A 22,661-nucleotide genomic window follows, 5' to 3' on the forward strand; every position below is an offset into this window, starting at 1 on the left:
GACCTGATTTTCAGTCTTAAACATTTTAAAATTTAAAAATTAATGAAATCAAAAAAAATACTCTTAGCAGCTGCGGTGTTCTATTTCGGGATCTCCGATGCACAGCAGTCTCAGTACTTTACCCAAAAAGAAAACTACCGATTCAATCTCGCTGAAAATCTTTATCAGACCAAAATATACAATGCTTCCCAATACGAATATGCAAGGCAATATTTCTATAATCAGAATTTGTCGAGGTCGAGGCAGGAAGCGGCGCAGTTTTTTGATAACGTCATCGGTGTGATCTTACAGAAGAATCATGCGGAAGAAGGTTTAACGGCATTCATCAAAGAATATCCGAATTCCGCGTATTTTGCGCAGGCCAATTTACCTTTGGCAGATTATTATCTTGCAAAAAAGGATTTTCCGAAAGCTTTGGAAACACTTAAAAAAGTGAATCAATATCAGCTGTCTAAGGAAGAAAATACACAGTACGTTCTCAAATTAGGCTATGCTAAGTTCATGATGGGAGATTCCAAAGGTGCCACCGACGCTCTGGAGGAAGCTTACAAAACTGCGGATGAATCCCAGAAAGGCGATATTGCCTATATGCTCGGACATTTGTACTATTCCGACAGGCAGAATGACAAGGCGTTCCGGTATTTTGATTCGGTAAAAGATCAGCCGAAATTTTCAAAGCTTGTCCGCCCGTATTATGTTCAGATGTACTATAATGATAAGGATTACGACAAAGCGATCTTCGAAGGAACTGCTTTACTGAATGAAGATATTTCCGATGCTTACAAAGCTGAAGTTCACAAGATCATCGGCGAGAGCTATTTTATGCAGGGCGATTATACTTCTGCGTATCCTCACCTTAAAGATTACCTGAGTGTTCAGCAGAACCCTTCTGAAAATGATCTTTACGAAATGGGATTTGTCGCGGCACAGCTCAAAAAATATGATGAAGCGGTTTCTTATTACAACCAATTGTTGAACAGTAATTCCGCGCTGGCCCAGAATGCTTATTATCAATTAGGGAATGCTTATCTGGCCGTTGACAAGAAGCAGGAAGCCCTTTCTGCATTCCGCTCATCCTATCAGATGAATTATGATCCTAAAGTGAAAAAGCTCGCCCATGAGCAGTATGCAAAATTAAGCTACGATATCGGAAACCCGTTCGAAAGTTCGTCAACGGTTATCCAGAATTATATCAATGAAAATCCGAATACCAATGCTTCGGAGATGAGGTCGCTTCTTGTGAAATCTTATCTCTATTCGGGAAATTATAAAGAAACACTGAACGCGATCGACAGACTTCAGAATTCGTCTCCTGAGATTGATAAAATTGATCAGGAAGTTTCTTATTTGTTGGGAACGGAAGAATTCAACAAAGGGAATTATGATGAAGCGGAGCAGTATTTCCTGAGAAGTTTAGGATTTAACATCAACAAAGAATTCAATAACAGGGCGATGTACTGGCTGGGGCAGGTGTATTACCAGAAAGGAAATTACCCTTCGGCAATCGTACGTTACGAAAAGCTTTTAAATGAAAACTTCCCGGAAAAACAGCAGCTGCCTTATGACCTGGGATATGCTTATTTTAAATCTAAAAAATTTGATCAGGCAGAGCAGTATTTTACGCAATACCTGAAAAACCCGAAGGCTGAATTTAAAAATGATGCCGAGCTTCGCCTAGCAGATATTAATTACGCCAACAATAACCTGAATGAGGCCATCGCGATCTACGATAAAAACGAAGATGCGACGGATTATACTTTGTATCAGAAAGCCATGGCTTTAGGATTTAAAGGCGATACCCAGGCTAAGATCACCAATCTCAAGAGCCTTTTGTCTAAATATCCGGGCTCCGATTATTACGATGATGCCCAGTACGAAATCGGAACCGCGTATGCAGCACAAGACGATTTTGCCAACTCAAACGATTTCTTCGCAAAAGTGATCAAGACGTCGTCGGATAAAGACCTGGTAGCAAATGCTTCTATTTACAGGGCCCAAAACTACATCGACCAGAACCAGAGCGATAAGGCTTTGGCTGAATTAAAAGCTCTTGGCGAACAGTACAAAAACACCGCCTACGCGGAAAAAATAGTACAGGCAGCGAAACCGATCTTTACCAAGAACGGTGATGTGGCAGGTTATCAGAATTTCGCTAAAAATATCGGGGTAAATGTAGAGGCTGCTGAAATTGACGAAATCAACCTTTCTACGGCCAAACAGTATTTTGCTAAAAAAGATTATCAGAATGCGATTTCCTACTATGAAAAGTATCTGACCCAGAATCCTACCGGAGAAGGCCTTTACCAGGCTAAATACGAACTTGGAGAAAGCTATTACCAGACGAAAAATACAACAAAGGCGCTCCTTGTTTTACAGGAAATCGCCAATGTACAGAATGACTACCAGGATGATGCACAAACCCGTCTGGCTCAGATCTATATAGCGCAGGGTGATACGGCAGAGGCCAGGAAATATCTGGAAAATATCAGTAACTCTTCAAACGTGAATGTTAAAAATTACGCGAATGTAGAATTGATGAAACTCTACGCTGAAGAGAAAAACTTTGCCCAGGCAGAGAAACTTGCGGATGCCGTCATTGCCAACAGCAAAAATTCTGCTGCGGTGGTCGAAACGGCTAAAGTGATCAAAGCAAGAAGCCTGATGAATTCAGGAAAAGATAAAGATGCACAAACGGCTTATATTGCGCTTGAGAAATCTTCCAATACGGAGGTGGCTGCCGAAGCATTATATGCAAAAGCCTTTTACCAGAATAAATCGAAAGCCTTTAAATCTTCTAATGAAACGATTTTCAAGCTTGCAAATAATTATTCTTCAGAAGAATATTGGGGGGCGAAAGCACTTGTTTTGATGGCTAAGAACTACATCGGTTTAAAAGATAACTATCAGGCAAGCTACACATGCGACCAGATTATAGAAAATTATAAAGATTTCCCTGAGATCGTTGCAGAAGCAAAAGAGGTTAAAAAGCAGATTAAAAAGTAAAATATTATAGTTTACCAATTTATCAATGTACAGTTTACCAATTCGAATTGAATTACATTGTTAGATGGCTACATTATTACATTGTTACATTAATACAGAAAAATAATGAACAAAAGAATTCAATTATTATCCATCATATTTTTAGGAATTTCGTCAGTAGCATTCTCCCAGATTAAGGAGGAAAAACTGATTCTTAATAAAAAAAGAGAGCCGGAGGTAAAAAAGATCGAGAAGAAGAAAACTTCGGTAGAAACGATCAAAAATTATCCGCCTGAAGAAAAGTCGCAGAACCCTGTTCAGTATAAAATCACAGACGTTCCGGCGGTTTCGGATTTTAAAACGTCTACCATCCAGGGTCAGGATGTCACTCCGAAATTTCAAGGGTCTGCGCAAAATAATTATGTCCAGTTCGGAATGGGCAATTACGGGAAGATTCTCGGAGATGCCAATATTTCCAAAACCCTGGAAAATAAAATTGAAGTGGGTGTTGATGCACACTTCCTTTCAACACAAGGCCTTAAAAAAGAATATGACTGGGATTCCAAGCAAAGCTCTACGACCTTGGGGGCCTTCCTTAATTCTTATGGAGATAAGGGAAAATTCAACCTTAATGCAGAATATGGCTTAGACAGCTACAACTATTATGGGATTTATGCCATGCAGCCCGGAGATGTCGATCTTGATCAGAGGGTAAACCAGTTTAAAGTAAACGGATACTACGATTTTTATTCTAATGAAATTTTAAATGATGTAAGGGTGAAATCTTCATTCCTTAAAGATCATTTTGATGCCCAGGAAAATCAGGTTTCCGTTTTGGCCAACTTGTCAAAGCATGCTGTAGAACTGGGGAAATCCGGGATTAATCTGAATGCAGATCTTGGAGTTGGCTTAGAAGCGGTAAAAAGTGAATTTGCAATTGTTGATAAAAACTCTTCCAATTTCGTCAATCTGGGGCTGACCCCGAAAGTTACTTTCAGAAAAGGCGAGTCGTATTTAATGCTGGGTTCATCATTTTCCTTCCTGAATTCGAAAAATCAGAATATATTGATGGCTGAGCAAATGAATAACAATAAAACCTACTGGTTTCCGCAGGCGGAATTTCAATATGCCGCCGCCGATGAGTTTAAATTCTACGGTGGGGTAGACGGAGGCCTGAAACTGAATACCTACGCAGATCTTCTACAGCAGAACCCTTTTATTGTTTCTGACCAGTATTTAAGACCTACGGAGACCCAATATCATTTTTATGTAGGTTTGAGAGGTGATATCGATGAAACGTTCAAATATGATGTTTCTGCAGGGTACGGAAAAATGAGAGACATGATGTTCTTCAGAGCCAATGATCTGTTCGATTATACTTCTGTGAACCGTTCGGCTTACAATTATGCCAATACTTTTTCAGCGGTGTACGATAATGGAAATGTCGGAGATATTAAGGGAAGCTTACAGTATTTCCCTTTAGCGAATCTGGTTCTCGATACAGAAGTGAAATTTACCAAATTTGACCTCGATAATTACGCAGATATCTACAATGTACCGCTGGTTACGGCATCAATCGGAGCAAAATATACCATGCTTGATCAAAAATTATTGCTTGGTTTTAAAGGGATTTTTGCCAGCGACAGAACAACGAATTCGTTTGTGCTTGAGGGAGTTGGCAGTCCGGTAATGTATCAGTCTACCGAGAACACCAATGATAAAGTAGGTGGGTATGCTGATTTAAATTTGTCGGCAGAGTATAAAATTCACAAAAATTTCAGTATTTTCGCACTCGGAAATAATCTTCTGAACTCAAAATACCAAACGTACAAAGGCTATAAGGTTCTTGGTGCACAAATTTTGGGAGGTGTGAAGATTACGTTCTAAATATATAATTGATAGATGATGAGTTATGAGTGATTACATCGTTTATGGTTCATCAATTATCATTTATAAAATGGCTCCGTAGTTCAACTGGATAGAATAACGGATTTCGGCTCCGTCGGTTGGGGGTTCGAATCCCTCCGGGGTCACTTGACGGGAAAAATCACTTTTAGGAGTGATTTTTCCTTTTTTTTTACTTCGTAATTGATTGTTAATTAATAAGATAGAAGAAAGAGCGGAATTGATCTGGGGTGTTCGAAAAGTTGTTTCGTCAAATTCAAGTTTTTCAGCAAAAACCGAACACACTATTTTTCTTTTTGTATCTGAATCTCCTGTAGCATAGAGTTGAGAGAGATTTGGCAATATTTTTAACACCTGATCGAGTTTTGTTTTAATATCCATACTTTTACCAGTCAGCTTTTGACCCTGCAGATCCATTTCCAATGCATCAATTTTCTTTTTACTTTCATTTTTAATCAACTGATAATCTTCAAAATCCAATTTATCCTCTAAATATTTTTCTCTTGCGCTATTTAGACGATGGTTTAAGTTAATAATTTTTGAAGAAATTTCTTTTTTCTTTATGTCGAGACTTCGATGTATGTTTTTAAAATTGATCAGAAGTATTTCTTTAAGAAGTTGAATAAACCCGGTATGACACTCATATTTTTTTAACTCTCTGGTAAATGCATTATTAACGATATCTGAGCTATATCTGTACCCGCATTTGGAATTGCAGTGATAATAATAATAAATATTCTTTTTACCTTTTGATCCGCTACCGGTAATGTGACCTCCGCATCTTGGACATTTTAAAAAACCTCTTAGAGTAAATTGGTCATGTGCAATTATTTTTCCTTTTGGCCTTTCTTCCCAAGTTTTGCCACTTAGTACCTTTTGTACTTTATTAAATAATGCCTCTGAAATCAAACTTTCATGTGTAGCTTCTACGAGACAGGCTTCTTCATCTTTGTAAGCTTTAATAAATATTTTACCACAGTACATAGGATTTTTTATTGCCCTGTAGAATGATGTACTGCTAATATTTGCCCCTTCCATAGCATTCATCTTTAGCCTTATTTGATTGATGGAATAAGTGCCCTTAGCGATCTCATTAAATGCCCAAAGCATATTCGAAGCTTCCGGCTCTTTTAGACCAACATATTTTCTGCCATCTTCCGTACATTTATTAACATATCCGTACGAAGCTGTTCCCATAAGTCTTCCTTCCTTTTGAGCTCTTCTCATCCCATAAAAAGTATTTAAGGCTCTGCGGTCATTTTCAACTTCCGGAGCTGCCAAATAGATGGCAAGCATCATCTTATTTTCCGGAATAGACATATCTAAAGGTTGCTCGATCGCTTGGGGTGAGATGTTGTTACCAAGCAGCAATTTAATCATCTGATAAGCATCTCCAGCATTTCTGCTAAAGCGATCCCACTTGGTAAACAGAACTAAATTGGATTTTAGACTTCTTTTTTTAATGTGATTGATATATCTTGTCCACTCTGGCCTATTAAAATTTTTAGCAGAGTGGTCCTCAAATATCACCTGTCCGATCGTGATCTGGTTCTGAACGCAATATCTCTCCAATCTTTCATGCTGGTCTCTTTGTGAATAACCCTTATCGGCTTGCTCGTCTGTAGAAACTCTAATATATAAATCTGCTATTAGCATAGTAGTAATTTTTACATTAACATTTTGGCTATCAAGCTAATGTAGTAAATTTATTTTAAAATGTAGTATTTAATTATAATATCTGCAAGCTGATGTGCAAAATCAATTATACTTCTAACTTCTTCATCTGTTGGATCTAAGCCGGATTGCGTCAGAATTTTTTTTGATCTTTCGAGAGAAACTTTTTTTAAGCTATTCTGTCTAAAGTCTGTAATTCTATCCCCAGATGGATTTTTCTGATCTTTTTCTTGTGAAGAAATCTTTTTCATAAGCACTCATCATCTTTAATTTGTTATGAATGAGATAATCTCAAACTATAAAACAATTTAAAGTGCTACAGTACAAAATGTTAAAATATGCCAGTTTCTAGTATTCTTTGTCTTAAAGTGTCTTTAGATAATGGTAAATTGATTCATTACAGTTAATACTACAGATTGTAAATTTTTGGACAGAATAAGCGGTAGTTAAGGTTTTCTTTTACGTACATACCCATGAGATAGCTAAAAATTTAATCTGCTATTGAAAAAATTATAGAGTTAGTTGCTATTTATCCTAATAGATTATCGATCAATTGTTGTTTTATCCTTTCAACAAAAGTCAGTTGTTGGCTCCAGAATCCCTTTTTAGCTCTCTCGCAATTTCGTCCACATCGGGAAGAGGTTTAAGATAATTGCGAGCAATGTGTTGCATTATGCGTTCTTCAGTTTTTTCAGTAATTTTTCCGATAAAGAGATTATTACTTTCCGAAAGCTTTTTTAGAATCTCTTGGTAATAATTATCTTTTCCTATCAGTGGCGGATTATAAGTTGCTCTCTTGTCGTCATTCACAATAATATCGTTGAAATCGGTATTCATCAGAACGGTCTGGAAGAAAGATTCAGCAGGGAGTAGGGTGTGCAAGTAATAGTCCTCAAATTCCAGTACCTTCTCATTGTTAGTAAGAAAGGAACAGGTGTCTCTGGTAAAGATAAACCATTTCCCGCCTATGTAGGGAGTGACGTTTTTCATAAAATCCCTTTTATAGATAAGCGAGGAAATCCTGTGGGTCAATTCTGTAAAGTGATTCTGGATCCTTTGCAATGTGTCGGGTCTGTAAAACTTCTGATCATAATAAAAGATGTAATTTCTTCCCGCATTGACCGTCAGAAATTGCCGGATAATTTGCTGGGACCTCAAGGGGAGGTCTTCGCCACTTAGATTGATCAGGTAGTCCCAATGCTTGCTGGCATTGAGTAAGAATTCCATGGCGTTAAGCTCAGCCTGAATCATGCTGAATCCCCCTGAGACGATATTCATACTTTCCAGAATGTAGACATTTGGATATTGAACAACATAATCCTGGATCACTTCCGTTGTTTCGGCACTGGCTTTCCGGTCAATGTGTATCAGGTAAAATTGGTCACGGGTATATATTTTTTCAAGCAATGTCTTGAAGGCCTCGGGTCGCTGATGCACCATGATAAAATAAGCGATACGAACCTGTAGTCCGGAACTTTTTTCTTTGGTCTGAGGAAGGGTCTGGGGTATAGTTGAATGGGTCTGCATATTTACGGAATTTAGATCATCCGCACTGTGCAAATAATATTTCTGTGTGCGTAATGTACGAATAAAATAATGATAATCAATTATTTATATTTTTTAATTTTGAGGAATATTCATCTACATTTGCAAAGTATTCATAAAGAAAGGTTCCTGCCTTTGCTTAACCGGTTCCACGGCACGAACCGGTCTTGCTTCTCCAGTTTCCCATTTATAGATCCGATTTTTTAATGATATTGAGAACAGTGATTCCTTTGATCTTAAAAAATGATGCGATATTGCAGGCCAGGGTAGTATTCAGACTATCGGTGAGCTGTGCAAAGTATGATAGACCTATCGTGTAGCATTACATTTTGTCCGCTCTATCAAAATTTTCAACAAAAAACGAAATCTGTAAAGTGTACAGATCTTATTATATTAATTTTTAATTTTATTACAATGCAAAAAGGCACCGTAAAATTTTTCAACGAGGCAAAAGGCTTCGGTTTCATCGCACCATCAGAGGGTGGCGCAGATATATTTGTACATACTTCAGGACTTGATTCTCGAGGCATCCGTGAAAACGACGAGGTTGTTTTCAATGTACAGAAAGGAGAAAGAGGTTTAAGCGCTATCAACGTTAAACTGGCATAATCTGAGCAATATAGTAATTTATTGTTAGTTATATTACCGGCCTCCCGCATATTGCGAGAGGCTTTTATCTTTTTCATCAATACATCTTTTAGCATTCAATTCATAATCAAAAACATCATGCAGATCATCAATAATTTCGAAGAATATAAGTTACTGGAAGGAGTCCTAGTAGGAAGTTCACCCTGGCACACCATCGATCAGAAGCAGATCGACCGATTTGCCAAAGCTACTCTGGACCACCAGTGGATACACGTTGACGAGGAAAGGGCAGCCAATGAAAGTCTTTACGGATCAACCATTGCCCACGGGTATCTGACGCTTTCATTGATTCCTTATTTGTGGAAGCAAATAGCATCAGTGCAGAATGTCAGCGTTGAGGTCAACTATGGGATCGAAGACCTGAGATTCGGAGTAGCTGTCAAAGTAAATTCCAGAGTATCATTACAGGCAACGATCAGATCGGTCAAAGATCTGCGAGGAATGGTCAAAGTAGTTGTCGGTGCCAGACTTGTCGTTGAGAATGAATCAAGGCCTGCCTACACGGGTGATGTTGTATTTCTGTATCAATTCAAATAGATATTTTACATTATTAAGGAATTTAGATTGACCATTATTTTTATGAAACACATTAAATATTTGCATTACTGGACGATTGTCGTACCGATTTTATCCTGGCTCTTCTTTTTTGGTAGTTTCTTCTTTTCGTCAGGCTATTATTCGGTATTGCTTACGGCCCTGCTGCTGGGAAGCGTGATCACTGCCGTCTACCATTCTGAAGTATTGGCCCACCGGTTGGGAGAGCCTTTCAGCACACTGCTTCTAGCCTTTGCGATCACTGTTATAGAGGTGGGATTGATCATTTCCATTATGCTCGGTGCCAAAGGTCTCGAAACCATTACCCTGGCAAGGGATACGGTGTTTGCGGCTGTAATGCTTATACTCAACGGCATTATCGGGATTTGCATCGTCATAGGATCACTGCGATACAGGGAGCAGGCATTTACTTTGAAAGGTGTGAGTACGGCCTTAATTACCTTGACCGCGGTGGTAGTGTTTGTCTTGATCCTGCCCAATTACACCGTGAGTCACGGCGGTGGAGAATATACCTCATTTCAGCTCCTGTTTATTGCAGTAATATGTCTCTTTCTATATCTGGGATTTACCATGGTACAGACGATCAGGCATCGGAGTTTTTTCCGGTCTCCACAGAAAGAAGATACTGTTCAGAATAATGATGCTGAAATTAAAGTTAGCAACAAAAGAAGCTACATTAGTGTTTTAATGCTTATTGTAAGCTTGGGAATTGTTGTGATGATGGCCAAGCTGCTTTCGAAGGATGTCGAATATATTGTGACGGCAGTAGGCGCTCCGAAATCTGTGGTCGGAATTATTATCGCAGGAATTGTTTTACTGCCTGAAGCGCTTGCAGCTATGAGAGCAGCCGGAAATGATGAGATACAGACTTCTCTTAATCTGGCATTCGGCTCTGCTCTGGCCAGCATCGGACTCAGCATTCCTGCCATCGCGATTATTTCGGTCATCAGCGGTATCAGGATGACCTTGGGAATTGATATTAAGTCGACAGTATTGCTGGGCCTTTCCCTCTTTATCATTACGGTATCCCTAGCTACAGGAAAAACCAACATCATGCAGGGCGTGGTACTGGTAGGAATCTTTCTGATTTACCTTTTCACATCGATTGTCCCCTAAAAGCTAAAATTTCTTTATGACGACAGTCATAAACTAAAAACATTGTATTAATTACCTTCATCATGAATTAAAAAGGAGAAAAATGATCGATGAAAAATATTTAAGATCTCATGGTGCGGTAGAAAAGAAATTTACAGCTGGTTCTTGCATCTTTAGTCACGGAATTATTCAAAACCATTATTACCAGATCATTGACGGTATTGTTAAACTTTCCAATACAGGTTATGATGCCAACGATATGACCTTTCAATTGTTAAGAAATAGAGAACAGATCACTTTGTATTGTGCGTTTGTTGAGATGCCTTCACTTCATCATGCCGTGGCACTTACCGACTGCCGAATACTTATCATGCAAAAGGATAACTTTAATCAAATGATCGGGCGGAACAAAGTTTTAATGTTAATGGTTCTGAAAGAGCTTTCAAATGATTTGTATTCTCAGCCGCTTAAGAGCTGCTGTTGTATCACAGATAGTGCTGAAAACAAGACTGAGCAGCTGTTTCACAGCCTAAAGTTTGATGAAACAGATCAGGAGTTATTTTCTTTTGAGATCAAGATGAGTCTACAACAAATCGCTGACAAAGCAAATTTGTCAATCACGGACGTTCGATTAGCCATTAAAAATTTGGAGGAGCAAGACCTGATTAGGATTGTTAACAGTAAAGTATTTTTATAAACAGCCTGAACTCAGGTGAAATATATTTTAATCGCAATATAGTATTATGACTTGTTACATTTTTCCTATCAAACCTGATACTGTTGCAATAATGCGATCAATATCGAAAGGTTTAGAAATAAATCCATTATGCTGACAGCAATCCTGTAATTCAAATGTTTTGGCATGGGCGCTCATCATAAGCACAGGGATTTGAGATTTTTCTGTATTTTTTTTCAAATCATTGCAGACATCAATTCCTGAGCCGTCCGGAAGCCGGATGTCAAGCAGGTAAAGATCGACATTAAGATCGATATTCATTTTATTAAATTCCGTGATATTCGGACTGGATATTACCTTGTAACCTTCCATATTGAAAAGCATCTCCAGCAATTCGCGGATGCTGTCTTCATCTTCTAATATAAATATTGTCCCCATTGTATAATTTCTGACGCAACGCATTACTTATATAGCCTGATAAAAAACGGCTTGCTGCTCGACATACTATACAAATACTATGCAACAACTATCTTGCGAACAAATATTTATGAGAATTAGGTATATAATGGTCAGTACAAATCAAAATCTATCTGTTGGTGGCTTTGATCCAGTATAAAATTAATACGGATGAAGTCAGCGTTTTTTAAATTTTACAGTGAAAATCGTTCCCTTTCCAAGTTCGCTGCTTACCGATAATTTGGCATTAAGCTTATCGGCTATTCTCTTTACGATGGAGAGCCCGATACCGGATCCTTCAAATCCGTCTGTATTGGGCAGGCGTTTAAAGATCTCGAAAATGTCACGGTTGTCAGACAGGTCCATCCCGATACCATTATCCCGGATCAGATAGCAAACTTCATCTCCTTCATAAGTGCTACTGACCGTTATGGCCGGATGATCTTCCTTGCTGCTGTATTTGATGGCATTTCCGATGAGATTAAGAAAAAGCTGGTATACCAGAGTCCGCTCACCCCACACCGGTAAACATTCCCCTACGGTAAACTGAAGCTGAGGTATCTGGTATTGCTGAATGGCATTTTCGATAATGCTCATAATTTTAGATTCCGGATGGATGGTCTCAAAGTCAAATTCCACCTGCGTAGCCTGGGAGATTTTGTAGGTCTTATCCATCATTTCTGTGATGAGTTTGGAACCTTCTATGATATTTTCGGCCATCTTCAGTCTCATCTCATCTGAAAGATTGGTTTTGGCAGCTATAAGCTGTGCCGAAAGCTGGATGGAGGTAAGCGGATTTTTAAGATCGTGCATGAGTGTGTAAGTGAAGGTATCCAATGCATTATTGGAACGGATAAGTTCTTTATTCAGTTCTTCAATCTCACCACCCCTCTGTGCAATAGACTGCTGGACGATATGCCCGATATCTTTGAGAAAATCAATCTCAAAGGTCTTCCAGTCTTCAGACTTTCCTTTTGTGGTCGCAATCCAGGCATCAAAAGAGGTTCTTGGTGAATAAAAGCTGACTCCTTTCACATCATCGACCTTCCGTATCTTCTCAGGTTTTCCGGCCCAGATCTCATCTACAATACGTTCTTTTCTGAAGACGTAAATATACCAGTTGCTTTTTGGGATCACATCAAATCTAACTATACCTGGAAAAAACTGATCTTTTCCCGAATCATTGAGAATGCTTTCTTCTGTAAGTTGATTTGTACAATAAATGCCATTATAATCACTTTTATCGATGATCTTATCAATCTTCAAAAGGTGTTCAAGAGATGGCACCTCACCATATTGTTTTAATCCCTGATCATGGCGGATAATTGCTCCATCTGCTGACATAAGACTCATAATCTCTGACCCAAATTTTTCTAAAATGCTAAACTCACTGCGGCTAAGTAACAATTCAGTTTTGAGTTGATCTTCTAACGTGCTGATGCGTTCTTTAAAAGCTATTATATCCTTTTGTAAGCCTGCCAGATAATTATTGACTGCATATTGTGTTAAGAACACGCAGAGATGTCTTTGGGAAAGATCGACGTGGCGGGGGGTGTAATGCTGGCAGGTAACAAGGCCCCATAATTCACCATCGATCATAATCGAAAAGCTGGCACTTGCCTTTGCGCCAGAGTTTCTGATATATTGGAGATGGATCGGTGACATCGACCTGATTCCGCATTGGCTCAGATCCACAGATTCGTTGGGAAGCCCGATAAGTCCATGAATAGGGGCGTCAACATTCGCTGTCTGACGTGCATGAAAGATTTTATAGAGCGCTCTTGCCTGTTTGGGAATATCGAACTCAGGGTATCGGTAACCTAAAAAGGATTCTTTATCTGCCAGCTTAGATTCTGCGATCACCTTCCCGCCATCATTTTCCAAAAACTGATAGACCATCACACGGTCAAACCCTATGATCTCACGAACCATTTGCGTAAGGGAGCGCCAAGTGTGCTGATGACCCTGATCTTCAATGTGCTTGGCATAATAATAAAGTTTAGTGGTTTCAATACGTTCCGGATGCGCTACTTCGGTTTCGACATAGATCTTCGAATCAAATAAATATACACTCAGAAAATAATCTGTATCATAATGCCGGATTCTTTCGACGAAACGGTAGAAAACCGTGTCACTGACCGATTCTAATATTTTTTCAGGATTGGCTTCAGGGACAAGAACTTGTATCATATCATTGAAAGTTTTTCCAATCAATTGAGATGATGAATATCCGTTAATGTAAGCGTTTTCACTTGCTGCAACGCAGCGACCTTCCTGAAAAACCAGGAGCAGGCCCAGATCCTGTATGTGGCCGGAAAGGTGGATCTTTTCTTCGTGACATTCGATTGTTCTCATAGACTTCAATTTATGTTAGGGGTCAAAACCGACTAAATTATCAAATGAAACCAAGTTAAATCAAATAATCCGTAATGGTAGAGACTCTCACAAAAGATGTGGAAATCCCAAATTTAGTAAAAAAGTTCAAAATTCTAAACTGTATAACTAGACAATTGACTGGAATCATTAAAGTGTAGGAATTCTCAATAATTGTGTTGATAAGGGGAACACAGTTTAATTTAAGTTTACCGTCTTATTTCTATGCTTGAATCGCATGGTTAAGTAATTGATTATCTGCTTAACAGAACAATAACCACTATTCCGATTTCATCTTTCAGATAATATAAATATTATTGCCGCTTATTATTTAGAATTGTAATTCACGATATTCTTTAGTGAATTTTTAGTGATGATTAATTACTGCACTCCAATTTTTCTCTGAACTTTTTCGTAAGTCTTCTTAAGGTATTTTGGCGGAGCAAATCGATAACCAAAGTACATTTGCCCATATATACCATTATTAAAAACCTCAGAGTTGGAATCTTCCCTATAATATTCTGAATTGAAATCAAGTCTGCCTCCAAAGAAGAACTTCGAGGAGTTGAAGCCCAATTGTATTCCTGAGCCTATTTTTGAAGTTAGATACTTATTCTTTTCTTCAATTGATAAGATGTCACTTCCCTGTCCTTTGTATTTGGACCATTTACCGCCTACTCCTATAAAAGCGTAGGACGCAATATTGATTTTTTTCGCTATCACCCAATTATAATGATATCCTAAGTTTAAGCCAAAATTGAGCTGTCTTTCTTTACTTCTAGAGTTTTCTGAAATATTTTTAAAATAGGAAAGATCATAGTCCAACATGGGAATTATACTGCCGCTACTGTTTTTTTGCCATTCTCGCTGGTGATAAATACTTTTTAGTGAAAAATTTCTATTAAGGATGAATGCTGTACTTCCTCCAAACGTTTGCAATCTAAGATCAGGAAACTGGAGATATGGATCAATGCCTTGACGCCAGCCTGGAATAAAATCATTCATGTTTGCGAGGTAAAAACCTTTTATATTTCGGTAGTTAAAAGACTGTATAAATCGACCAGGGAAAAGTCTGAATCTTATATCACTGTAAGAACTTTTGCCTTTTGTATCATCGTCGTGGTTTCCCGGAATAAAGGCAGGAGCTAAAGATATTGCTGCGCTTATAATTTTGTAGTCCAGAGAAAATGAAGTTTTGATTGTGTTGTTCACTGACAATTTTGCATGAATGTTCTTTTCAGCTGATTTATCAGTGACAATAAAATCTTCTGCGTGGGTATCAAGATTTACCCTGATTGTAACCTGTTCTTTATACGAAATAATTTTACCTGAATCCTGCTTTTGCCCATTCACCAGAGAAGGCAGGAAGATCGAGACTAAATACACCAATATAAATTGACGTATAAATAATTTGGATATCATATGTGTAAATTAGCTATATTTTTAAACGATTGGGGTAAAAATTCATCTGTTTCGCTCAACTTAATTCTATTAATACACAATTTAATTTAAGGTTTTGATTTTAAGTAATATATAATTATCCAAGCTAACACATTATGGTAGGATTTTTCCCGATTTGAGTGCTATTGGTTGGAGATATATTATTAATTTCAATGTAATTCTACTAATTTTGGTTAGGAAATAAGAATAATGGCCATAGTGTGTTAGCACTTCATTATCAATTTAATTATCAGATGATATGATGAAAAATAGGAGTTTCCTATTTGGATAATGGTGAAGCATCTCATGTATTCATAATTTATAAAGATGGCAACTCAGTTGGTAATAAAAGTTGTAAACCACAACTTAGCGCATTAAATACATTCGATCAATAAATATAATTAATTATGAAACTATTCTTTTCACTTTTCATCTCGCTGTTTTTCTTTACGGCGGGAATAAGTCAAAATCGTACAGACATCAAAGAAGATGTTATTGTGAAGTCTAATGGCGAGGAGCTAAGGGGTAAAATTGTGAAGATTGATGATGAAAGTCTTCAATTCGTTTATTCGGGCGAAACACTTGAATACACAGTCAAGAAAAATGATATCGTACGCATTGTTCATTCGAGCGGCAGGGTGGAGACGTTTGCAAATGCAGCACCTCAAAGTCAGCTAAAAACATCACAAGGCGATAAAGGCAATAAAATTGCGGTTTTACCATTTGGTTTTTTGCTTGACCAGCAGCCAGGCTCCCAGGAAATTGGATACAAGGCACAAGACGACACCTACAATTTTCTAGTTAAACACTCCGCGGGCTATACTTTTCAAGATACGAGAACCACAAATTCCTTACTGATCAAAAATAATATTACGAGAGATAAGCTAAGAGCCTATACGATGAAGGAAATATGTGATATTCTCGGTGTAAAGTATGTGGTTGACGGAACCGTTACACAGGTTAAAAGTGCTTTAACCAGCTCATCAAGCGACTATAGCAATACTAACGTGAAGAGAGATAATTCGGAGAAGGTTAAGAATGTGAATACGTATGGAAGTAACAATAGCTATACACAGCAACGCTATGAAATTAGTGTTAAAGTTGCGATCTATACTGATTCCGATGCGACAATTTATAATCAATCGCATACAGCTTTATTTTCTTCTGTAGACGGCTCCTATGATGCGCCGCTAGAGTATCTTCTGAAGAGAAGCCCACTTTACAGCAAATAGTTATACTACAGTTTCGATTACTAAATACAATTAAATAGTGGCCGCCTTTACAATAAATATGGGTTCGTTCGATCACGACGAGCCCATTTTCAATTTTAATACTATATACGACTTTAAATTACTGTGATAAACTGTTATTGTATGTCGACTTTAAAGCCATTAAGTTTATATAGCTTGCTCACACTAAAAAAACGCTGTTAACTTCAAACCCAGAGAGATAAAATTGATTTTTTCCTTAGAGGTCGTATCGTCCAAATCGTAACTTAACTGGGAATTATTTTTTAATATTTCATTGAATTGGTACATGATTGTTGATTGGGTCTGATTATAATCCGCATAGAACGTAATTCCCAATTCATTATTAAATTTATAGGTAAATGCTGCGCCGCTATTCCAACGAAAACTATTAGATGGCTTATACTCAGCGACCTCAAACTCATTATTGGGCAAATTAAACAATTCATCTTTTATCAATATTTTTCCGCTTGCTGCTGAAGAATATCCTGCCGTAGCTTTTAGCGTAATTTGTAATTTCTCAGTAATTTCATAATTATAGTAGGGACCAATATTTAAAGTAAGAAAGCCCAGTGACTGTGTTGTGATATCGAAATTGCGGGGTTCATGATCTACCGGAATTTTCAAAGGTTTGACAGGAAAACTGCTAAAATTGAATTCTCCACCAACACCCCAGTTTTTAGAGAAAAAAAATGCCCCCTCGAGACCCGTCTCAAAACCTACCTCTTTTTTGTCACTTAGTGCGGACTGCTCCAGGAAATTTGTTGTAGAAATTGCCGTTCCAAGCTTTAGCGATAAGAATGACGGATTTTCAGTCCCGCCCACATTTGCTAAAATTCCCAAATTATCACCCCTGTTTTTATAAATTTTGTTGATGAAAAAATAGCCTAGTTCGGTAGATAAAATCCCTATTCCGGCGCCCGCCAAAACATCGGAGATCCAATGTCGATTATTCAAATTCCGACCAAGACCAGTAAGTGCCGCAGCACTATATCCCCCGATACTGTAAGCATGGTTGACCAGACCGTATTCTTTATGAAGAAAGCTGGCGTTATAAATGCCATGGATGTATGACCGGAAGGAAAAGAATTGTTGTTCGACCCGTCAGGACGTTCCACTTTCGTAGTGTATTTCAATGAATTAACGAAGATAGCCATAATACCAATACTTGCACCATACGATAAGGTTGCTCTTCCAATATTATTACGGCCTTTTACTCCCGCAACTTTTAATACGTAAACAGCAGCCGAAGGGGCATATTGCAAATAATTATCATAACCAACCTTAAACGTTGGAATATATCGGTTTCTGATTTCACGTATATTTTTTCGTTCGCCCCAACTGGCTGCCGACGCACTGAAAAATATGAGGGGTGCAGTACTTTCTCTGACCCATTCTTTTTGGAAAAAAGAATTTTCGGCAAAAGTTTTTTTCTCCATGGTATTAACAGGAGATTGTGCATTTGTCGCAAGTGAATCCTGACCGTAGCAAAAATGAAAAGCGATTGCTCCGGATATACATAATAACTTTTTCTTCATATAAACTACCTTGATCCTTTATAATTTATATCTTGACATTTTGTTTATTATTACAGTAGTATTTCCTAACTCTGTTTTACGTTACGTATGAATGGATAAGAACTTCCTTTAAATAGACGTGAAAAATGATTATATGCATACAGAGTCTTAGTAAAAGCTTGCCCCTAAAGTTTCACAGCCAATATACATCCTGGCAACGGTCTATGCCCTTGTGTATCACCTTCTCAACCTCAACCATCGTTCAAACCTAGATGATTCTTCTGCGCACGTTCTGGATCTGATCTTTGCACATTATTATTATTTCATCGTTGCAACAATTCCAATTTTTGCATTGTCTACATTTCTTCTGTTTAAGAAAACAGGATATAATTTCTACGAATTTATTATTTTCGAAGCTTTCAAATGTTCTCAGCGGCTCAGCATTCACTTGCTTTTCTTACCTCTATTATATTTTATAAAGGAGAAATCCTGGTATGACGTCATCACCAATCTTTTATTCTTAGTTGATTTTGTATTGATTTTGTGGACAAACAGGCAATTTTTCGGTAAAATGAAATTATCCGAACTCTTTTTCAGAAGTCTTTTTAGCTATCTGATCTACTATACCATAGTTTCTGTTGTGATTGGTATATTGTTATTCATTTTTACGGACATTGGGGTCAACTAGTTATAATTTTCGAGTTTAGATTACTCCATGTCAATCATTTTCCTACTATAAAATCAAATACAGTAAACATTAATAATTATAGATTGATATGTTGTGGGAAAGTTATTAGAATAAGACCATGTACCAATGGTTCTGATCAATTTTGTAAGCGACTGCAATAGTTATCAATCTTGGAATTATGCTTTATTAATTTTGTTAACAAGAAAACTGATAATTTTTGCAACTTCACCAGCAGAAAGAAAAAAATCATGTATAACCCAATTTTTAATAACGGCTATACTTCCTTTTTCACCAAATTGGTAGGCCAGTTCTATATAGTGCTCCGTACCGATTGTCACCTCAATTTGGTTCTCTACCTGGAAATGTTTTCTTACACTTGATAATACACGAGAAATAATTGCGCTTCCATCAGCTTTGGTAAATACGACCTTACTCATTTCCTTATCCTTTTCCAGAAGCTGGCAGCTCAGAAGGATGACTTCATCCATGTTATTACTTTCTGCTAAGACAGATGACAGTTTCTCGAAAAGCTCCTCCTCAACCTCAAGAAGTATATCCAGAGGGATCGCATAGTGGCGATAGAACGAATTTCTGTTAACATCTGCGGTCCTGCATAATTCAGTAATGGATATCTGACTCAATTCTTTTACCTGCAGGAGGTTGAACAAAGCTCTACGTAGTGTATTTCTAGTATAGTTGACCCTTCGGTCTTTTCTTAAATTCATCTTAATAACAATTATTTACGATACAAAATCAATAGCTTTTGTTTCTTATTGATCAATAAGGATAGCTTTTGAACTTTTGAAATGATCTTTTTACAATAATTTTACAAAGTGATCGAAAAAAGGCATATTGTTACTTAAAGAACAAAATGTACCACAAAGATATGTTTTTTTAATGAGTTTACTTGAATTAGAACATCTTGATAATTATATGAAAAAAAGGATTCTTTTAACCGGCGCATCAGGAACAGTAGGGTATGAGACTCTCATACATCTGATGAACAATGCTGACAATGAGATAACTGTTTTTGATCTGAAAACAAAAAGATCTGTAAATATGCTGTCAGCATTTAAAAATCGTATCCAGATTGTTCATGGTGACATCGGAAATCGGGAAGCGCTTGAAATGGTGACCAAAGAAAAAGATGCTGTTATACACCTGGCAGCAATAATTCCGCCACATTCGGATGAAAATCCGGGCTTGGCGTATCGTGTTAATGTGCAGGGTACAAAAAATTTGGTTGAAGCATTAGAAAAAAATTCACCGCAATGTTTTTTTCTTTTCAGCTCAAGCGTTTCCGTGTATGGGGATCGCATTGGCTCTCCGGAGATTTTGGTCACCGACCGCTTAATTCCAAGCGAAGGTGATCTGTATGGCAGATCTAAAGTGTTGTGTGAAGAAATGATTCGTCAATCAAAATTGTCCTGGTCTATTTTTCGTCTGTCTGCAATTATGGGAAATCATAAGATCTCAAAGCTGATGTTTCATATGCCTCTTGAAACAAAAATGGAGATCTGTACACCGGAGGGTACAGGCAGAGCTTTTAGCAACGCTATAGCTTTTGAAAATCAGCTTAAGAGTCGGATTTTTAATCTTGGTGGTGGCAGGGACTGCGTTATCAAGTACCGCTCGTTCCTTGAAAGAATGTTTGCTTCGTATGGTTTGGGTGAACTTAAGTTTCCTGAGCGGGCATTTGCTGAAAAAAATTTCCACTGCGGTATTATGGCGGACGGTCACGAACTGGAAAAGATCATTCATTTCCGTCGCCAGGATCTTAATGACTATTTTGCAATGGTAGATCAGAAGGTTGATACCATTCAGAAAAAATTTACCTTTTTATTCAGGAAGATCATCAAACGTTGGCTGCTTTGGCAGTCAGAACCTTACCGTGCTTTTAGAAGTGAAAATAAAAAGGGAATGGAACATTTCTTCAATGGAACCGTATTGAGACCCAATAGCAACACCAGTATATTTTAAAATTTCATATATGTTATACAGAACGATATCCGCCATCGCACTTTTGGCGATAGGCATAAATGTTAGAGCTCAATATCATTTTACAGTTGAAGTAACGGGTATTGCTTCTGATAAGGGGCATGTTTATCTTGGACTTTATGATCAGAAAAAAGGGTTTTTAAAGGAAGCCGCTGCATTTGCCAAAGGAAAAGTAAAGGCCACCGGAACTAAAATTTCCTACACGTTCAGGAATTTGCCGGTAGGAGAATATGCAGTTGCTGTTTACCAGGATGTAAACGGCAATGGTAAATGCGATCGAAATCTAATTGGTTACCCGACGGAGGGATTTGGTTTTTCAAAAAATTACAGGCCAAAACTATCTGCGCCCAGCTTCGATGATATCAAAATTGCCGTCCGGGAATCTACCAAAGCCAGTATTGCTTTAATTGGCAATTAAAATGATTTTTTCTGATTATGCAAATACCCATCGAAAATGTTACGTGTGAAATCAAGTGAAATTGATATAAAATGACTAAATTTATTCCAGCCTCAATGCTATTACTGTTTCTGTTTTTACTCATTCCCTATTCCTGCAAAAAAGAAGTTTTGAAAGACTATGATCGAAATACTGCGAGTAAAAGCGATTCTACTATTAAAAAGTTTCATCGTAATCGCGCCAAAATAAATAGAGGTAGAAAGATTTTTTAGCAGAACAATGCAGCTGATTTTTACTGATGGAATACAGGTCGACTGACGAGATCCATATAAATTAAAAAATTAGAAGATGAATAAAAGATCTGGAGAACGAACGATATCTTGCCCTAAAGAGGGTAAGCACGGTGATCTATTCTCCAACTTCTTTTCCAACTTTTACCGGCAGCTTAAAAATCCGACCCATTTCAACTTCTTCAAAGTTTCGGAATATGATGCGGTCAATACTGCCAAAGACCTTCAGCAGTATGTCGAACAGGCATCTCCTGAAGAAAAAGAACAACTCAAGGAATATGAGATTTTACCTAAAGATACCAACCCATTAAAAAATCAGAAAACAATGGAAAACAACACAGACAACCAGGAATACCGTTTCCAGCCGGAGCAGATCGACTGGAAAACCATGGAAAAATTCGGGCTTACCCAGGAAAAGCTTGAAAAGATGAATGCCCTAGATCCTCTCCTAAGAGGCTACAAGACCAATAACTTGATTCCCATCACCATTAACCTTGGTGCTGCCGTCAGCAAAATGGACGTCAGAATATCCCTACAGGAAGGGGATACCGGCGACATCGGCATTAAGCTTCACGGCATCCGCAGGGAACCCAATCTTAACCTCAAATTCCTGGGTCACGAGTTTAGTGAAGAGGACAAGAAGAACCTGATGGAAAACGGCAATATGGGTAGAGTTGTCGATCTGGTCAATCCTAAGACCGATGAAATCATTCCCTCCGTGATCAGCCGGGACCGCCTTACCAATGAACTGGTGGCTTACAGGGCAGAGTATATGAAGATCCCAGACGAGATCAAAGGAATCAAGTTGGACGAGCACCAGAAACAAACCCTTTTAGAAGGCAAGCCTCTTTATCTCGAAGGCATGACCTCTACCAAAGGCACTACCTTCGATGCTACTGTGCAGTTCAATGCCGATAAGCGCTATGTTGAATTCATATTTGACAACAATCAAAAGCAGCAGCATAGCCAGTCTCAAAAAGAAAGCAATCCGCAAAACCAAAATCAAAATAAAAAAAGCGAACCTCCTAGAGTTTTCAGGGAAAGAACTGGATGACAAACAGCATGAAAAATTCAAGGCAGGGGAGACGTTCTATGTCAGCGGTCTTGTTGACAGCAAAGGCAAAGAATACCAAGGCTACATAACTTTCAATAAGACCGACTTTTCCTTCACCAAC

General features: G+C 38.0%; 18 protein-coding genes, 1 tRNA gene and 1 pseudogene. 11 read left to right on the top strand and 9 right to left on the bottom strand.

Annotation, left to right across the window (positions count from 1 at the left end):
• Positions 1-42 precede the first annotated feature (42 nt).
• The 3 genes from AC0N32_RS14995 to AC0N32_RS15005 all read left to right on the top strand — a co-directional run bounded on the left by AC0N32_RS14995 (position 43) and on the right by AC0N32_RS15005 (position 5,015).
• Positions 43-3,003: a tetratricopeptide repeat protein gene (locus AC0N32_RS14995; protein ID WP_476394666.1), complete on the top strand. Its 2,961-nt coding sequence runs from the start codon at positions 43-45 to the stop codon at positions 3,001-3,003.
• Positions 3,004-3,108: 105 nt separating this feature from the next.
• On the top strand, positions 3,109-4,869 hold the full coding sequence (locus tag AC0N32_RS15000) for a TonB-dependent receptor (protein WP_476394667.1): 1,761 nt from the start codon (positions 3,109-3,111) through the stop codon (positions 4,867-4,869).
• A 72-nt stretch (positions 4,870-4,941) separates the two neighbouring features.
• Positions 4,942-5,015, top strand: a tRNA-Arg gene (locus AC0N32_RS15005).
• A 544-nt stretch (positions 5,016-5,559) separates the two neighbouring features.
• On the opposite strand, the pseudogene AC0N32_RS15010 reads toward AC0N32_RS15005, so the two are convergent.
• The 3 genes and pseudogenes from AC0N32_RS15010 to AC0N32_RS15020 form a co-directional block, all read right to left on the bottom strand.
• A pseudogene (locus AC0N32_RS15010) lies at positions 5,560-6,543 on the bottom strand (recombinase family protein); the annotation flags it as partial.
• Between the two features lie 50 nt (positions 6,544-6,593).
• Positions 6,594-6,812: a hypothetical protein gene (locus tag AC0N32_RS15015; RefSeq protein WP_476394668.1), complete on the bottom strand. Its 219-nt coding sequence runs from the start codon at positions 6,810-6,812 to the stop codon at positions 6,594-6,596.
• Between the two features lie 328 nt (positions 6,813-7,140).
• Entirely contained in the window at positions 7,141-8,088 is a 948-nt protein-coding gene (locus AC0N32_RS15020; RefSeq protein WP_476394669.1) for a beta-1,6-N-acetylglucosaminyltransferase, read from the bottom strand.
• Between the two features lie 432 nt (positions 8,089-8,520).
• On the opposite strand from AC0N32_RS15020, the gene AC0N32_RS15025 reads away from it, so the two are divergent.
• The 4 genes from AC0N32_RS15025 (at position 8,521) to AC0N32_RS15040 (ending at position 11,101) form a co-directional block, all read left to right on the top strand.
• The gene (locus AC0N32_RS15025; RefSeq protein ID WP_241613616.1) at positions 8,521-8,715 is read left to right on the top strand and encodes a cold-shock protein; all 195 of its coding nucleotides are present in this window, start codon (positions 8,521-8,523) and stop codon (positions 8,713-8,715) included.
• Between the two features lie 117 nt (positions 8,716-8,832).
• Positions 8,833-9,291, top strand: a complete 459-nt coding sequence (locus AC0N32_RS15030; RefSeq protein ID WP_476394670.1) for a MaoC family dehydratase — start codon at positions 8,833-8,835, stop codon at positions 9,289-9,291.
• A gap of 42 nt (positions 9,292-9,333) precedes the next feature.
• Complete coding sequence (locus AC0N32_RS15035) at positions 9,334-10,425, top strand: calcium:cation antiporter (RefSeq protein WP_476394671.1); 1,092 nt, start codon at positions 9,334-9,336, stop codon at positions 10,423-10,425.
• An 82-nt stretch (positions 10,426-10,507) separates the two neighbouring features.
• Positions 10,508-11,101, top strand: coding sequence for a Crp/Fnr family transcriptional regulator (locus AC0N32_RS15040; protein WP_476394672.1), 594 nt, complete (start codon positions 10,508-10,510; stop codon positions 11,099-11,101).
• A 54-nt stretch (positions 11,102-11,155) separates the two neighbouring features.
• Here AC0N32_RS15040 and AC0N32_RS15045 read toward each other — a convergent pair whose 3' ends face one another.
• The 3 genes from AC0N32_RS15045 to AC0N32_RS15055 all read right to left on the bottom strand — a co-directional run bounded on the left by AC0N32_RS15045 (position 11,156) and on the right by AC0N32_RS15055 (position 15,331).
• Complete coding sequence (locus tag AC0N32_RS15045) at positions 11,156-11,518, bottom strand: response regulator (protein WP_476394673.1); 363 nt, start codon at positions 11,516-11,518, stop codon at positions 11,156-11,158.
• A gap of 195 nt (positions 11,519-11,713) precedes the next feature.
• Complete coding sequence (locus tag AC0N32_RS15050; RefSeq protein WP_476394674.1) at positions 11,714-13,891, bottom strand: ATP-binding protein; 2,178 nt, start codon at positions 13,889-13,891, stop codon at positions 11,714-11,716.
• Between the two features lie 399 nt (positions 13,892-14,290).
• Positions 14,291-15,331, bottom strand: coding sequence for a DUF4421 family protein (locus tag AC0N32_RS15055; RefSeq protein ID WP_476394675.1), 1,041 nt, complete (start codon positions 15,329-15,331; stop codon positions 14,291-14,293).
• A gap of 425 nt (positions 15,332-15,756) precedes the next feature.
• Here AC0N32_RS15055 and AC0N32_RS15060 point away from each other — a divergent pair, with 425 nt between their 5' ends.
• Positions 15,757-16,581 (top strand): hypothetical protein, encoded by an 825-nt coding sequence (locus AC0N32_RS15060; RefSeq protein ID WP_476394676.1) that lies wholly within the window; start codon positions 15,757-15,759, stop codon positions 16,579-16,581.
• A 183-nt stretch (positions 16,582-16,764) separates the two neighbouring features.
• On the opposite strand, the gene AC0N32_RS15065 is transcribed toward AC0N32_RS15060, so the two are convergent.
• From AC0N32_RS15065 to AC0N32_RS15075, 3 genes are all read right to left on the bottom strand, one after another.
• Positions 16,765-17,553, bottom strand: a complete 789-nt coding sequence (locus AC0N32_RS15065) for a porin family protein (RefSeq protein ID WP_476394677.1) — start codon at positions 17,551-17,553, stop codon at positions 16,765-16,767.
• Positions 17,550-18,134: a hypothetical protein gene (locus tag AC0N32_RS15070; protein WP_476394678.1), complete on the bottom strand. Its 585-nt coding sequence runs from the start codon at positions 18,132-18,134 to the stop codon at positions 17,550-17,552. Before AC0N32_RS15070 ends, AC0N32_RS15065 begins: the two co-directional genes overlap by 4 nt.
• Positions 18,135-18,977: 843 nt before the next feature.
• The gene (locus tag AC0N32_RS15075; protein WP_476394679.1) at positions 18,978-19,442 is read right to left on the bottom strand and encodes a hypothetical protein; all 465 of its coding nucleotides are present in this window, start codon (positions 19,440-19,442) and stop codon (positions 18,978-18,980) included.
• 211 nt (positions 19,443-19,653) lie between these two features.
• Here AC0N32_RS15075 and AC0N32_RS15080 point away from each other — a divergent pair, with 211 nt between their 5' ends.
• The 3 genes from AC0N32_RS15080 (at position 19,654) to AC0N32_RS15090 (ending at position 22,540) form a co-directional block, all read left to right on the top strand.
• Positions 19,654-20,781 (top strand): NAD-dependent epimerase/dehydratase family protein, encoded by a 1,128-nt coding sequence (locus AC0N32_RS15080; protein ID WP_476394680.1) that lies wholly within the window; start codon positions 19,654-19,656, stop codon positions 20,779-20,781.
• A gap of 10 nt (positions 20,782-20,791) precedes the next feature.
• Complete coding sequence (locus AC0N32_RS15085; protein WP_476394681.1) at positions 20,792-21,217, top strand: DUF2141 domain-containing protein; 426 nt, start codon at positions 20,792-20,794, stop codon at positions 21,215-21,217.
• A 327-nt stretch (positions 21,218-21,544) separates the two neighbouring features.
• Positions 21,545-22,540, top strand: coding sequence for a DUF3945 domain-containing protein (locus AC0N32_RS15090; RefSeq protein WP_476394682.1), 996 nt, complete (start codon positions 21,545-21,547; stop codon positions 22,538-22,540).
• Positions 22,541-22,661 lie beyond the last annotated feature (121 nt).

Source organism: Chryseobacterium endophyticum (genome assembly GCF_056333165.1).